The organism is Guptibacillus hwajinpoensis, assembly GCF_005144865.1.
In the GTDB taxonomy this organism is placed as follows: domain Bacteria; phylum Bacillota; class Bacilli; order Bacillales; family Guptibacillaceae; genus Guptibacillus; species Guptibacillus hwajinpoensis_A.
Genome location: NZ_SWFM01000002.1, coordinates 30,776 through 45,384, shown reverse-complemented (window position 1 = coordinate 45,384; position 14,609 = coordinate 30,776). Strand labels below are relative to the sequence as shown.

At 39.6% G+C, this 14,609-nt stretch carries 13 protein-coding genes and 1 pseudogene; 5 read left to right on the top strand and 9 right to left on the bottom strand.

Going from position 1 to position 14,609, the window contains the following annotated elements:
• Positions 1-4 precede the first annotated feature (4 nt).
• The 3 genes from FBF83_RS07545 to FBF83_RS07535 form a co-directional block, all read right to left on the bottom strand.
• A complete protein-coding gene (locus FBF83_RS07545; protein WP_136946559.1) occupies positions 5-460 on the bottom strand; it encodes a hypothetical protein in 456 nt (151 codons plus the stop codon).
• Positions 461-462: 2 nt separating this feature from the next.
• Positions 463-1,275 (bottom strand): DUF3100 domain-containing protein, encoded by an 813-nt coding sequence (locus FBF83_RS07540; RefSeq protein ID WP_240688029.1) that lies wholly within the window; start codon positions 1,273-1,275, stop codon positions 463-465.
• 173 nt (positions 1,276-1,448) lie between these two features.
• Complete coding sequence (locus FBF83_RS07535) at positions 1,449-2,663, bottom strand: dicarboxylate/amino acid:cation symporter (protein WP_136946557.1); 1,215 nt, start codon at positions 2,661-2,663, stop codon at positions 1,449-1,451.
• A 226-nt stretch (positions 2,664-2,889) separates the two neighbouring features.
• Here FBF83_RS07535 and FBF83_RS07530 point away from each other — a divergent pair, with 226 nt between their 5' ends.
• The 4 genes from FBF83_RS07530 (at position 2,890) to FBF83_RS07515 (ending at position 7,478) form a co-directional block, all read left to right on the top strand.
• Positions 2,890-3,177, top strand: a complete 288-nt coding sequence (locus FBF83_RS07530; RefSeq protein WP_136946556.1) for a hypothetical protein — start codon at positions 2,890-2,892, stop codon at positions 3,175-3,177.
• Between the two features lie 521 nt (positions 3,178-3,698).
• Positions 3,699-5,804 (top strand): BglG family transcription antiterminator, encoded by a 2,106-nt coding sequence (locus tag FBF83_RS07525; protein WP_136946555.1) that lies wholly within the window; start codon positions 3,699-3,701, stop codon positions 5,802-5,804.
• A 15-nt stretch (positions 5,805-5,819) separates the two neighbouring features.
• Positions 5,820-6,095 (top strand): PTS sugar transporter subunit IIB, encoded by a 276-nt coding sequence (locus FBF83_RS07520; RefSeq protein WP_136946554.1) that lies wholly within the window; start codon positions 5,820-5,822, stop codon positions 6,093-6,095.
• 3 nt (positions 6,096-6,098) lie between these two features.
• Positions 6,099-7,478, top strand: coding sequence for a PTS ascorbate transporter subunit IIC (locus FBF83_RS07515; RefSeq protein WP_136946553.1), 1,380 nt, complete (start codon positions 6,099-6,101; stop codon positions 7,476-7,478).
• Positions 7,479-7,562: 84 nt separating this feature from the next.
• Here the strand turns inward: FBF83_RS07515 and FBF83_RS07510 are convergent, their stop codons facing one another.
• From FBF83_RS07510 to FBF83_RS07500, 4 genes are all read right to left on the bottom strand, one after another.
• Positions 7,563-8,633: a DUF4030 domain-containing protein gene (locus tag FBF83_RS07510; RefSeq protein WP_136946552.1), complete on the bottom strand. Its 1,071-nt coding sequence runs from the start codon at positions 8,631-8,633 to the stop codon at positions 7,563-7,565.
• Complete coding sequence (locus FBF83_RS07505) at positions 8,617-9,192, bottom strand: sigma-70 family RNA polymerase sigma factor (protein WP_169525246.1); 576 nt, start codon at positions 9,190-9,192, stop codon at positions 8,617-8,619. Before FBF83_RS07505 ends, FBF83_RS07510 begins: the two co-directional genes overlap by 17 nt.
• A 256-nt stretch (positions 9,193-9,448) precedes the next feature.
• The gene (locus FBF83_RS20770; RefSeq protein ID WP_169525245.1) at positions 9,449-9,619 is read right to left on the bottom strand and encodes a hypothetical protein; all 171 of its coding nucleotides are present in this window, start codon (positions 9,617-9,619) and stop codon (positions 9,449-9,451) included.
• 387 nt (positions 9,620-10,006) lie between these two features.
• Complete coding sequence (locus FBF83_RS07500; protein ID WP_136946550.1) at positions 10,007-11,431, bottom strand: aldehyde dehydrogenase family protein; 1,425 nt, start codon at positions 11,429-11,431, stop codon at positions 10,007-10,009.
• A gap of 199 nt (positions 11,432-11,630) precedes the next feature.
• Here FBF83_RS07500 and FBF83_RS07495 point away from each other — a divergent pair, with 199 nt between their 5' ends.
• Entirely contained in the window at positions 11,631-12,353 is a 723-nt protein-coding gene (locus tag FBF83_RS07495; RefSeq protein WP_136946549.1) for a 3-ketoacyl-ACP reductase, read from the top strand.
• A 61-nt stretch (positions 12,354-12,414) separates the two neighbouring features.
• Here FBF83_RS07495 and FBF83_RS07490 read toward each other — a convergent pair.
• Positions 12,415-13,406: pseudogene (locus FBF83_RS07490) on the bottom strand (S66 family peptidase).
• A 129-nt stretch (positions 13,407-13,535) separates the two neighbouring features.
• Positions 13,536-14,552, bottom strand: coding sequence for an aldo/keto reductase (locus tag FBF83_RS07485; protein ID WP_240688028.1), 1,017 nt, complete (start codon positions 14,550-14,552; stop codon positions 13,536-13,538).
• Between the last annotated feature and the right edge of the window lie 57 nt (positions 14,553-14,609).

Below are 14,609 nucleotides of genomic sequence, written 5' to 3'. Positions count from 1 at the left end.
TCTATTAAATCAAACCTTGCATGCGAAGTACCATTTCAGCGATAAGCGCTGATCCAAGAAACGTACCGACCATCACAAACATTGCGACAACAATGCTTCTCCAACCTAGCTTCACAAAATCCGTCCAAGATCGTCCAATCGCAATTCCTGCATATGCGAGTATCGGTGTCGCAAGCGCTAGGATATTAATATCCTGCGTCCACTTCACTACATACTCTGATCCCGGCATAACAGGCATAGATACGATAATACCAATGATTCCTATATAAGCAACGCTCGGTATATTAACAGGTAGAACGTGCTGCAGAATAAGTCCAGCAAGGCAAATAAGGATTAATACAACCATACCAGGTAATGCGGAAACCGGGAAAACACTATATCCAACCCAATTTCCGACCGCGGCAATCACTCCGAAAATGAGCAACAACAATGTCCATTCTTGTATATTTTTCAATAACATCCTTACGCCCCCTTCCCAATCTCTGCATTACGCTGTTTCTTTCTTGTTAGTACGGTATACATTTTCTCCGTAAGAGGTAATCCAATGAGAATACTCATATAAAGACCAGTAGAGAGCGATAGCAAATTACTTGCTCCTGCAAAAGCAATAATGTCATCAGAAAACGCTGGAAAAGCCGCAACGAGCGAGCCACTAGCAGCAGCCATCATGCTTCCACTCCCTATGCCAGATGCCATTGCGAAAGACAGCGGATGAATTGGAGTAATAGTCGCGAGGAACCCTGAAATCACTCCCATGAAAACAGCACCAAACACCGTTCCGAAAATATAAATTGCCATAACGCCTCTTCCTTCTGGCGAATTGAATCCATATTTATCAACGATTAATCCAACATTCGGCTCCCTTGCAACAGAATGCGTCATACCAATACTCTCTCTTTTTAGGCCGAGCATGACAGCGATTGGTAGTGCAAGAAAAATAGTACCTAGATTACCAAACTCCTGAAGCAATAGTGCTGGTCCTGCTTCAATTAACTTTGGTAAAGATGGTCCTATAATTACACCGATTTTGGCAATTAATAGTGTTACACCAAGAACAATTAGTGGTTCAGCATTCAGTGCCTGCTTCTTTTTTACAACAGGTGTGAAAAACAATCCTAATCCGATTAACATCGCGTATAGCATCGGCAACAGTAAAACCACACCTGGCCCTACCGTAAACGAAAATACTCCAATCCACTCAGTTAACGCAACAATAGCAAAAACAAGCATATGCAAACGCCAATCTTTCCATATTCCTTTTAATTGATCTGCCACCCATATCCCCCATTCCCTTTTACACATAAAAGCTCTAAAGACAATATTATTATAAAATTTAGATTATTTAAAGGGCAGATAGGTAAACTTAAGAAATAAGTGCTAGCATTTGTGGGTTTTTACATAGAAATTAAAAAAGACCAGGCCAATTGCCTGGTCTCTCATCCTATCTACTACTTCGATTTTTCTTTCCGTCCAATGATTGTTGCCCCAACGAGATCTCCTGTTACGTTCAATGCCGTAGCGCCCATTCCGACTAAGGCATCAACGGCTGTTAACAATGCAACAGTTTCCATCGGCAATCCAACCTGAGCAAAAACAGTAGCAATCATTACAATACCAGCACCAGGAACACCTGCTGTACCGATCGTTGCTAATGTACCAACAATCACAATCATGAGCATGTCAGTAAAGCTTAACGGTGCACCCACGACGTTAGCCGCAAATACCGCTGAGATCGCAATTCGAATGGCTGCCCCATCCATATTGATTGTTGCACCAAGCGGTAAGCTAAATCCATACAAGCTTTTTGGTAGACCCAAGCCATTTGCTGCATTCAAAGTTAACGGCAACGTACCGGAACTACTTTGTGTAGCAAAAGCCGTAATCATCGGTGTACGTGCTTTAGAGAAGAACTCTTTCGGACTAACTTTGAAAAAGACTAGGAAGATCACATAAATGGCAACCTGTACGAGTAACGCAATATAAAGCACAGCAATCATGTTTCCTAGAGAAAGGATCGTATCTAATCCCTGGTTTCCAATTGTCTTAGCGATAATCGCAAAGATACCGATTGGAACGTACTGAAGAACAACGTTCATAATTTTAAAAGTTGCCTCATTCAACCCTTCTACAACTTTGTAGAGGTGTTCTCCTAATTCAGCGTGCTCTGCTGAAGTTCGTAATGCAGAAATGGCTATACCGAAAGCGAATGCGGTGAAGATGATGCCAAGTAAATTCATTTCACTAAACGCTGTCACAATGTTTGATGGTACGATGCTTAATAAAACACTGATGATACCTGGATTTTCAGGAACATCAAACGATTGATCAGGATTAAGTGATAATCCAGTACCCGGATCAAACAAACTCGCAACCGTTAACCCAACAATAATGGCAAATGCAGATGTTAGTGCATAATAAAGGAATACCTTTCCACCCATACTGCCAAGGTTTGATAGTTTCGTTTGATTAACCCCAACAATTAACGTAAAGAGAACAAGTGGAATAATAAGAAATGATAGCAACTTGATTAATAAATCTCCTAATGGTGCTAAAACAGCTGCATCCTCACCAAAAACTACCCCAACCGCAATCCCCAATATGAGGGCTACGGATATTTTCAAAATTAACGAAGCATTTATATAACTCGACCAAATTTTCTTCATTGGTTACCCTCCTTATACAGCCAATCTAAATAATTCGTATATAATAACTAGGAATTAAGATACAGCAGAAGTAAGAAGATGTCAAAGTAATAGCTTGAAGAAGCTTCTTCCAGTACAATCTTGCTCTTAAAATACTTTTACTCTTTTAATCTATTAATAAGTATAAATAGATTACCAATTGGTTAGACTTTCTATTGAAAACGAATATATGACCAGGAGGATTAACATGAACAAAGTAAAAGCTTTTCCCATTACCCCTTTCGAAACCTATCTTGAAATGACTCAGTATGGCACAGAAGTACACTTCGAGTATGACAAGTATGAGCTGCTGTCAGGAATCTATGAGGACGGTAAGATGTATTTCCTCATCGACTATCATACTGGCCTCACCTATGAAGTTGAGCAAAAAATCGCTGAGAACTTGCTCGATTTTTATGCAGAAGGTAAAGGTGATGAGCTAGTAAAGGAAATCACACCACGCCTGCACTCTTCCTCAACTTTATCGTATAGCTAGAAAGTCCTGCCAGGGAGCAGGACTTTTTCTTGTTTTTTGGCTGAAGATAGAGAAATGAAAAGGTATGAGAGGGTAATGTTGTGTGCGGTTAATTTCAGTTCCAGAATAATTCAAGTACATTTTTTATAAAGGCTATTTCAAAAAGATTGTTTATTGTTGTATTTAAAGGGTTTTTCGTATAAAAAGCCACACTTCGCTGATTGGAGTGGAAGGATGCTCGACTCCTGCGGGACTAGCGGGACAGGTGAGACCCCACAGGAGCGTTAGCGACGAGGAGGCTCACCGCCCGCCCCGCGGAAAGCGAGCATCCTGGAACGGAAATCAACCTCTTTATAGCAATAAAGTATACTTAAAACTATTCAATTTTACACATCTGTTCAGTTTTGCAAATGTCCCAATCACAAAAACTGAACATTGCAAACCCTTTCATGTTTATGATGTAAGCGATATACTTAGCACTATCAGATCATGATTTGTTTCATCCGTATCATTTTGCAATTGTAAGGGAGTTGGAGATCTCCATGCCACTTGATGAAAGAAGCACATTTCTATTAACAAAACTTGTTCACGCAACTGAATTAGTCACTGTCGATCATATAATTGAACAGCTAGGAATTTCAAAACGAACTGTACATTATGACTTGCAGAAGATTAATGATTGGTTAGAAGAAAATAAGCTTCCCATTACCCAAACAAAGCAGGGACTAGGCTATTACCTCTCAGAGGAAACGAAACAAACCGTTCCTACATTGATGAAGGAACTCAATGAATGGCAATACCATTACTCTCAAATGGAACGTGTAACGTTAATTGGGGTAGAACTTTTAACCAAAAACCAACCTGTGTTTATGCAAGACTTCATCAAACGCACACAGGTTAGTCGAGGGACAGTCTCAAAGGACTTAAAACTAGTTAAGAAACTATTAAAAGAAGAAGATTTAACATTACACTTTGAACGATCCGAAGGTTACACAGTCGAAGGAAAAGAGGAGAATAAGCGCAGAATTTTGAGTCGGTTTATGACAGAGGTTCTAACGAATGAGCAGCTAACGGAAATGACGAATTTTCTGTATCCAATGCTAAATAACGGTGAAGAAAACACCTACTCGAATCTATTTCAAATGAAGCAAATCATTATGAATGTAGAGCCAGTCTTAAAGGCAGAGTTAACAGATGAAACGATCCAAGTTCTAGCCATTCAGCTCGTTGTCCTTCTTCAGCGGTTAAAAGGTGAGCACCGTATTCAGCTTGATCCAGATGAAAAACAAGCCGTCTCCTCAACGAGAGAGTTCGAAGCAGCTAAGAGCATCGCTTTGGAGTTAGAATATCAATTTAAACTCTCCCTATCTATTGACGAGATTTGTTTCATCACGATGCAACTACTTGGATCAAGGGTGAATTATTCAGAAGTAAGTGCGATAGGAAACCTTGAGATTGAGAAGCTCAGAAAAGTAGTTAGTGAAATAATTCACGAATTCCAGGTATATGCTTGTGTTCTTTTCGAACAACGAGAAGAACTAGAAGAAGCTCTCTTTCTTCACCTTAAACCGACGTATTATCGCTTAAAGTATAATGTTCCTACTAACAACGAATTGACAGCATCTGTTCAAGAAGAATATCCAGAGGTTTTCTCTATTACGAAGCGTGCCGTCTGGCCGATTGAATTGATGCTATCTCATAAACTACCAGATGACGAATTAGCCTATCTCGCTATGCACTTTGGTGCCTGGATGCAGAAGGAAGAGATCTCAGGTGTAACGTTTGGTAAAGCCATTATTGTTTGTGAAAAGGGGATTGGAACTTCGAACATTTTAAGAGGCCAACTAGAAAAGCTTCTGACAAACGTTGAAGTAATCGGAACGGTTTCAAGAAGACAATTCTTGAACAACCACTACGATGTGGATTACATCTTCTCTACTTCACCACTTCAACATGAAACGTTGCCAGTCCTAACTGTCAGTCCAATTTTGACCCAGCAGGACAAAGAGAAAATTCTTCATTGGATGCAAGAAGTGCAATCAACACCGAACGATCATACAGCACCTACAACAGACGATATCATTGAAATAATGAAAAAATACGGCACCATTACGAACGAAAAAGAGTTAAAGAACGAATTAAATCAATTGTTCGCTCCATCACCAGCTACTCTATCAATAGAAAGGTTTGACAGACCTATGTTAAATGACTTACTTCACGAAGAAACGATTCAATTTGCATCACACACCGAAAATTGGAGAGAAGCGATTAAAACAGCTGCATTGCCGCTTCTAACGAAAGAGCAAATCAATTCATCTTATATTGATGCCATGATCAAAAATGTTGAAGATCTTGGGCCTTATGTTGTAATTGCACCAGGTATTGCAATTCCTCACGCTCGCCCTGAAGAGGGTGTTAATACAGTCGGGATGAGCTTACTTCGATTAGATGAATCAGTATCCTTTTCATCTAAAGACAAGCATCAGGTGAAATTGTTAATCGTGCTAGCTGCGGTGGATAACGAAACTCACCTTAAAGCCCTCGCTCAACTTTCAGACCTATTATCTGAAGAAGAAAACCTAGAAATGATTTATGGCGCTACAGAAAAAGAAGATATTATCAAACTCGTATCAAAATACTCAAATTAAAAGGAGAGAATGAAAATGAAAAAAATTCTTGTTGTATGTGGTAATGGACTTGGAAGCAGCTTTATCGTAGAAATGAACGTCAAAACGATCTTAAACGATCTAGGTATTGAAGCTGAAGTGGATCATACTGATCTCACAACAAGTAAATCTGAAACAGCAGATTTCTACTTAGGATCTACAGAAATTGTTGAAAACCTTGAAGATGGCAATCGAAATGTCATTAAACTTAACAATCTTATGGATAAGAAAGAGCTAAGGACGGCGATTGAAGCAAATTTGAAAGGGGCATAAACCATGGTCGATCTTATAATGAGAGATATCCTAGGGACACCGGCGATACTTGTAGGGTTATTTGCCCTTATCGGTCTTCTCCTTCAAAAGAAAGATATAGCAAACGTCATTTCAGGTACATTAAAAACAATCATGGGATTCGTGATCTTGGGGGCAGGCGCTGGCGTGCTTGTCGCCTCCCTTAATAACTTCAGTAGCATGTTTGATCATGCTTTCGAAATCCAAGGAATTATCCCGAATAATGAAGCAATTGTTGCATTAGCACAGGATGCATTTGGTGCAGAAACAGCAATGATCATGCTATTCGGTATGGTTGTGAACATTATCCTTGCACGTATTACTCCTTTTAGATACATCTTCTTAACAGGTCACCACACAATGTTCATGGCATGCCTCATTGCTGTTATTCTTTCAACTGGTGGCTTTACAGGTGCTACTATGATTATCACGGGATCTATTATTCTCGGAGCTCTTATGGTCCTCTTACCTGCTCTTTTGCAACCTTACACAAGAAAAATTACAGGTAGTGATGATTTTGCAGTTGGCCACTTTGGGACGTTCGGTTATTTAATCGCAGCTGTTGTTGGGAAAGCAGTAGGTAAAAATTCTAAATCAACTGAGGAAATTAAAGTTCCAAAATCGCTTAACTTCCTACGCGATACATCTGTGTCAGTCTCGCTTACAATGGCCATTCTCTTCTTCGTCGTTGCGCTCTTCACTGGACCAGCGTTCATTGAATCAGAGCTAAGCGGTGGCACGAATTTTCTAGTCTTCTCGTTTATGCAGGCACTTACCTTTGCAGCAGGCGTTTACATCATTCTTGCTGGTGTAAGAATGCTTCTTTCTGAAATCGTTCCAGCATTTAAAGGAATTGCAGATAAGATCGTTCCTAATGCAACCCCTGCACTCGATTGTCCAGCAGTCTTCCCATTTGCAAACAATGCCGTCATAATTGGTTTCTTCTTTAGTTTCGTAGCAGGACTTATTAGCATGTTCCTTCTACCACTTATGGGACTAAAAGTCATTGTCCCTGGCCTCGTGCCACACTTCTTCACTGGGGCAGCGGCAGGTGTATTTGGAAACGCAACCGGAGGTCGAAGAGGCGCTATTTTTGGCTCTATGGCAAATGGACTTCTTATTAGTTTCCTACCGGCACTACTTCTACCAGTACTAGGTTCATTAGGCTTTGAAGGGACAACCTTCGGAGATTCAGATTTCGCCGTAGTTGGACTCCTACTAGGAGGCTTGATGGAAGTACTATCTTCTAACATTCTGTTCCTTGTTATCGTTGCGATCGTATTAGCTGCTATTTTCGTAGTAGCTTCAATGATCAAGCGTTCTTCAGGACAAAATGATCAAGAAGGAAAGCAAGAAGCAATGTAGTTATAAACAGGCCTCTATGGTTAGGAGGCCTGTTTATTTAGTGGGATTTTTATTTAGACTCGGAGAGTAGAGCAGGTTGCAAACTTAGTTTATCTCCTTATTTTCTTTACTATATATTACAACTTGATAATCATCTCCCTCTACAATCTCTTGTATCTTCTCTGAGTTAATAAATGTATGGATCTCTTCTTCTATATTTTCAGCTTTTATCAGAGCATTAGGATCTGATTCTTTAATTGCAGTATCTACTGATAATTTGTATGGATCAGAGTAGAAGGTGAATCCAACTAATTCTACTTGAAGATCGTCCTTACCAATTAATCCTTCTACAAGTGTATCTATAACTGGACTCCATCTTCTTTCTGCTTCCTCTCTAACTGGATCATACCGATATACTTTTATAGTGAATTCTCCAGACTCCTTTTCTTCTACGACCTTCCTAACTACTTCTTTTATTTCTTCTATTCTTGATTCTGATACAGGTATTTCGAGTGAAATATTTTTCACTTGATCATTAATCCAAACATCAGCTGATTTAAATTTGTAATGACGTTCGTTAAGGCTTGACGAAATCTCTTCGCTTAATTTTAAACTTCTCTTTTCGTATTCATCATACTTCCGTTTCATTTCTGCCGAAACACCATCGTCATAAGGTTTCTCGTCTTTAGGGAACCCCACTTCTACTTTATAGGCTTCAAGTTCATGCGCTTCTAAAATAGCATGACTATATTCAATAATATCTTCTTTATTATTTTGAAAATATTCCTCTGAGCCAGTTACTCCAAAAGAAATCGTTTTTTCTCTAAAATCAATATTTGTTCCATTACTAACTTTATAATCTCTTTCTTTTAATTCATGAATTAAAAGATCTCCAATGGAATCTACTCCGATCGAGTCTTCTTTATCCATCAAATCATTTAGAAACGGTATTTTAGAGATAACTGATGCCATTGATGGCGAAACAAATGATAAGCTTACTATTAAACCAAGAACTAGCGTTGCCACAGCTGAAAAATATACAAGTTTGCGTTTAATATTAATCGTTCGTTGAGGTTGTCTAAGTCTATCTTTTACTCTTCTTCTAATGCTCTCTTCTTGCTCTATCGAATATTGCTGATCAAACTCTACTTTTCCTTTTTCAATCTCCCGCTTCATAATTTCCTCCTTCCCATTCCACCATTGTTTCTTTCAACAACTGTCTTCCCCGCGATAATCTTGTTTTTACCGTGTTTGGGTTCATTTTTAACGTTTGGCCTATTTCTCCAACACTAAAATCTTGAAAGTAATAAAGTATAATAATTTCTCGATATTTAGGACGAAGATCTAATACTTTCTCCATTACACTCTGGTTGTTTTCTTTTTCTAAGAATTCTTCTTCTGTGCTTTTCGATTTTAAAAACCTCTCTAAAATATCCGATGGGGATTGAAGCAAATTAAATTTCCTTTTTCTTAAAAAATCTTTTGAAGTGTTTACCGTTATACGAGATATCCAGGTTTTTATCGAAGAATCGTTTCTAAACTTATGTAAGTTTGTATAGCACTTATAAAACACTTCTTGGGCTATATCCTCTGCTAGAGAGTGATCTTTAACGTACGAAAAAGCTAATATGAATACTTGCTTAGAGTGATTTCTAATTAACTCATCAACTTCGTCTTCAGAGACTGATTTATTCCAATTATCATCTTCATAAATAAGTTCATCTTTTTCTTTCAATTTATTACCTCCTTCCACCTTGCCCTCTATAGACTTAATGAACGTCCGAACGGTTTCATTCTTTAAAAAAATATTAAAAAGGAATCTGTTAACCAGTAGATTGATACAAGAAATAACGAACAAAAAAGAGACTCCAAGCAAAAGAAGTCTCTGTTAATGCTATTATATATTGAATTCTGCAGTCACCATATAAATAAACTGATTCGTCCACTTCACCCCAGGATTACTTCAATATTATATCTAAATAACTTACAAACTACTCAACCTGTTCTCGATCTAGCTTGCGATTGATTTCATGAAGCAAATAGAGTCCTCGAATTAAACAACCTACTATGATTGCGAATCCAATAATCAGTCCAACCTCTTGTAAACCTATTAATATTAATCCTACAACGCCGCTTACTATTATAAGAAAAAAGAGAAACATGTCGCACCTCCTTACTTATGCTACCATTACTGTACCATTTTCTTGTAATTGTTGAGGTTAACTCTTTATGATCTATTGAAATAATAAAAGGCTCTTTCCTAAGAGATTGTTGCTTTTAATAGGTTTTTTGTAAAAAGGAAACACTTAGCTGATTGAAGCGGAAGGATGCTCGACTCCTGCGGGATGAGCGGGACAGGTGAGACCCCACAGGCGCAATGTTTTTATGCGCCCGCCGAGGAGGCTCAGCGCCCGCCCTACGGAAAGCGAGCATCCTGAAGCGGAAATCTACCACTACATTTATAGCAACAATGGCTACGAATAGAGCCTACAAAAAGAGCAGCTGCCATTCGACAGCTGCTCTTAATCATGTTTTCCTATATCATCATCTTATGCTGGATACCCAAGAATCGCTTTCTTTTCAAGGTACTCTTCAATTCCGAAGTCGCCCCACTCTCTGCCGATTCCTGATTGCTTATAGCCACCAAATGGTGCAGAAAAGTCGAGTTCAGCATTGTTCACTTTAATACGACCAGCGCGGATGCTTGTTGCTACTTTGCGAAGCGCTTCTTTATCTTCACCGAACACATAGCCAGCCAAGCCGTACACTGTATCATTTGCGATTTCAATCGCTTCATCAATCGTTTCGTACGTGATAATGGACATGACTGGTCCAAAGATTTCTTCTTGCGCAATGACCATGTCATTCTTCACATCAGTAAAGATGGTTGGTTTTACGAAATACCCTTTTTCGATTCCCTCTGGCTTACCAGTTCCGCCAGCGATGAGTGTCGCGCCTTCCTCAATTCCTTTTTCGATATACGATTGAACAGTATCCCACTGTTTCTTAGAGACAAGTGGTCCTACATAGTTCTTACCTTGCGGATCACCAACAGGAAATTCAGGAAGTACGTTTTTCACAGCCTCTTCGAATGCTTCTTTCTTAGAAGAAGGTATGATCATCCTTGTTCCGGCAGAGCAAACCTGACCAGAATTCGTTGCAATATGACTCACGGCTGCTTTTGCAGCTTTTTGTACATCGGCATCTTCTAGCATAACGAATGGCGATTTACCGCCAAGTTCGAGCGCTACGTTTTTAATCGTTTCAGACGCATTTTTCATAACTTTTTCACCAACACCAGCTGAGCCTGTAAATGAGACAAAATCGATATCAGGATGTGAGCTAATGCCGTCACCGATTGTCTCGCCTGTACCGTTCACTAGGTTAAACACCCCTTTTGGAACGCCTACTTTTTCAAAGATCTCAGTTAAAATAATTGCCGCAAAAGGTGTGATTTCTGCAGGTTTCAGAACGACTGGGCTACCTGCCGCAAATGCACTTGCGATTTTCGTTGATGATTGATTCGTTGGGAAGTTCCAAGGTGTGATAAGTCCACTAACACCAATCGATTCTTTCACAACTGTATGATCACCACGATCTTCTGAGAAAGAGAACTCTTTCAATGCCTTTGCTGCTTCAGAAAAGTGGTTATATCCCATATTGTAATGAACTTTCTCTGAAATGGAACGTGGAGAACCTAGCTCTTCTGTAATCACGTCAATAATTTCCTCTTTGCGATTTGCATACTCTTTTGCAATATTCTCAAGCATTTCAACACGTTCTTCTCTGCTTGTTTGAGAGAAGGAAGGGAATGCCGCACGAGCTGCCGCTACCGCCTTATCTAGATCTTCTTTCGTTCCTAAACTGATTTTTCCGATCACTTCTTCTGTCGCTGGATTAATTACTTCATGTGTTTCTGAACCAGTTGATTCAACCCATTCACCGTTAATGAAATGTTTTAAGTGATTACGCATGTTGTAAAAAACTCCTTTTGTGTTTCAGATTTTTTGCCTGTCATTTACCATTTTCTTGTATTTGTTCTCCTAATGACTGTTACCGTTATTTGTTTCGACTAAACATATGAGTATTTGCAATCCGTTTCTTTATCTTTGAAACTTATTACTCCAAACCGTACACTGAAAGGGAAAAGGATACTAGAAAGGATGATTCGAAATGGCACAAGCAATCAAAGGGAAAATTGCTTATATCACAGGCGCAAGTAGCGGCATCGGACGTGCTACGGCTCTAGAACTTGCTAGAGAAGGTGTAAACGTAGGCTTAATCGCAAGAACAGAAAGCAAGCTGAAGGAAGTTGCAAGTGAAGCAGAAGCACTTGGGGTAAAAGCTATCTATGCTACCGCTGACATTGCAGAAATTGAGGAAGTGAATCAAGCTGTTGCTAGTCTAGAAAAGAATCTGGGGCCAGCTGACATCCTGATTAATAACGCTGGCATAGGATTATATGGGCCATTTCTAGAACTTGATCCCAAAGACTTTAAGCACACATTTGAAGTGAATGTATATGGTACCTATCACGTTACTCGTGCAGTTCTACCACAAATGATAGAGAAAGATAGTGGAGATATCATTAATATCTCTTCAAGTAGCGGTCTTAAAGGAACTTCTGGTTCAACGGCTTATAGTGCTTCGAAATTCGCAATCCAGGGAATGACAGAAGCACTTATGCAAGAAGTGCGACGAAATAACATTCGTGTCTTCACACTCAATCCAAGTCTTGTCGCAACAGAGCTCGCATTTGGTGACAAGCTTTCCGAACAGGATAAAGAGAAATACATGCAGCCTGAGGATCTTGCTGAATACATGGTCGGACAGCTGAAGTTGCATCCGCGGATTTTCATTAAACAATCGCTACAATGGGCGACAAACCCGTTTTAATTTCATATCAATCAAAACAGGGGAACTTCACGCAGAAGTTCCCCTGTTTATTGACCAAAATTCAAATCCAATTTTCAGTACAATACAATTTCTTATTCCTAGTATCTATCTTCACTTTCTTACCGATTGCTAAAGGATGCATTGGGTGAGTATGACATGTATCAATATCTGCTAAAATAGGAATCTTGCGACAATCTAGCTGCTCTATTAGTAAATCTAGCGGTTTCTTACCAGTTCCTAAATCATCATACAACTCGTGTTTCCCTAAGATGATGCCTGATACTTTATCAAAAAATCCCTCAGTTTTAGCATAGCCAAATTCTTTTCAACAACCGCTGCATTTTTCGAACAATCTTCTAGTAATAAAATATCTCCTTGCTTCACTTCAGGAAAATACTCTGAGCCTATGAATCCATACATGGCATTCACGTTTCCACCAATCAATCGCCCCTCTGCCACGCCTTCATTCACTGATATCCACTCGTTCTCATAAAGTTTTTTCTCGGTTGTTTTTTCTAACCAATTTACTGGTTCATCTGACCACAGAAGAGGCATTGGGACTTCATATGGAAGTGAACTTGCATTCATAAAATAGTTTTCAAAGTAACGATAGGTGTCATTCACAAGTGGCTCAAACTCGCCAAATGAAGGAATAAGGGCAGGTCCATAATAGGTTGTGATTCCAGTCTTCGCATAGAGCGCAAGTAGTAAAGCTGTGGCATCTGAATACCCTACAAAGAGCTTTGGATTTTGTCTAAAAGCTACGTAATCTATGTAGGGAAGCATACTGTTTGAATTCGTTCCACCGATTGTTGACATCACCATTTTCATTTCTGGGTTTCTGATTAGCTCATTGAATTCTTCCGCTCGAGCCTCAGGTGTTCCGGAACGATAGGTATCAGTTTCACCTGTTAATTTACCTTCTACAATGACAAATCCTTTCTCTTCTAAAAATATCTTAGCACGTTCAAAACGCGGACGTGCTGTTACAGTAGCAGGTGAAGATGGAGTGAAAACGCCAATTTTATCACCTTTTTTCAAGTGATTGAACATGAGTCATGCCTTCTTTCTTTATCATCATAAACACACTACCAATTATTTCAAAATCATGTTGTAAACTCAATCACTTCTTATACTCATAACAAAAAAAGCACGCTCACAATTGAGCGTGCTATCTACCCATTAGTTCTCTTGCAATTGTGATCGCAACGGTGGTCCATATTCCTTCAAACTACCGTTCTCTAAATCATCAACATGCTTATACAGTATCTCATCTATCAACTGGAGGTCATCGTTCGATAGTTCAAAATCGTCCGCGCCTTCAACACCGTCCATTTGTGATGGCTTACGTGCACCCCAAAGCGCAACATCGGTTCCTGGCTGATGATCAAGAAGCCAGCGAATAGAAAGCTGGATTAAGTTACGATCTTTCTTATTTGCAAGATCCTTTAACTCTCCAACAGCATCAATCATACTTGGGAAGCGATCACCCTGGAACAAGTCAATTTTACTGCGAAGATCGTCATCAGAGAAGCTTGCGTCTTTCGAATACTTTCCTGTCAGCATACCGTGAGCAAGTGAACCCCACGATAGCGTTGCGATATCATTTTGCTTGCAATACTCAAACCAATCAATAAGATAGCGCTGCAGCATGTTTAGATGCATCTGAGACGTATGAATCGGCGCATACTTTTGCCACTCATTCATTTGCTCAGGACTAAAGTTACTAACACCAATCGCTCGAATCTTACCTTGATCATAGAATTCCTTCATTTTCTTCGCGGTCTCTTCTATGGATACGTCAGTGTCTGGCCAGTGAATCTGGTACACATCAATATATTCTGTCTGGAGGCGATCAAGACTTTCTTGAAGTTCTTGCTCCAAACGTTCTGGTCTTGTATCACGATAGTTTCCATCATCAGTAAATCCAATACCAGCTTTCGTTGCAAGAACAAGATCCTCGCGCTTCACATTGGAGCTAGCAATCGCTTTACCTACTAATTCCTCAGATAGACCCTGACCATAAGCAGGTGCTGTGTCGATCATTGTTACTCCTTTATCGATAGCTGCATGAATCGTCTCAATTGATTGATCTTCATCCGTTCCACCCCAGCCGGAGCCACCGATCGCCCACGTACCGAGAGCAATTCTTGTTGCTACTACATCACTTTTTCCGAGTTTCACTTTTTTCATATCCATTGTTACCCTCCTTGTATTATAGAGGTGGGTTTAACCGAATTTACTTAGGTCAAAACA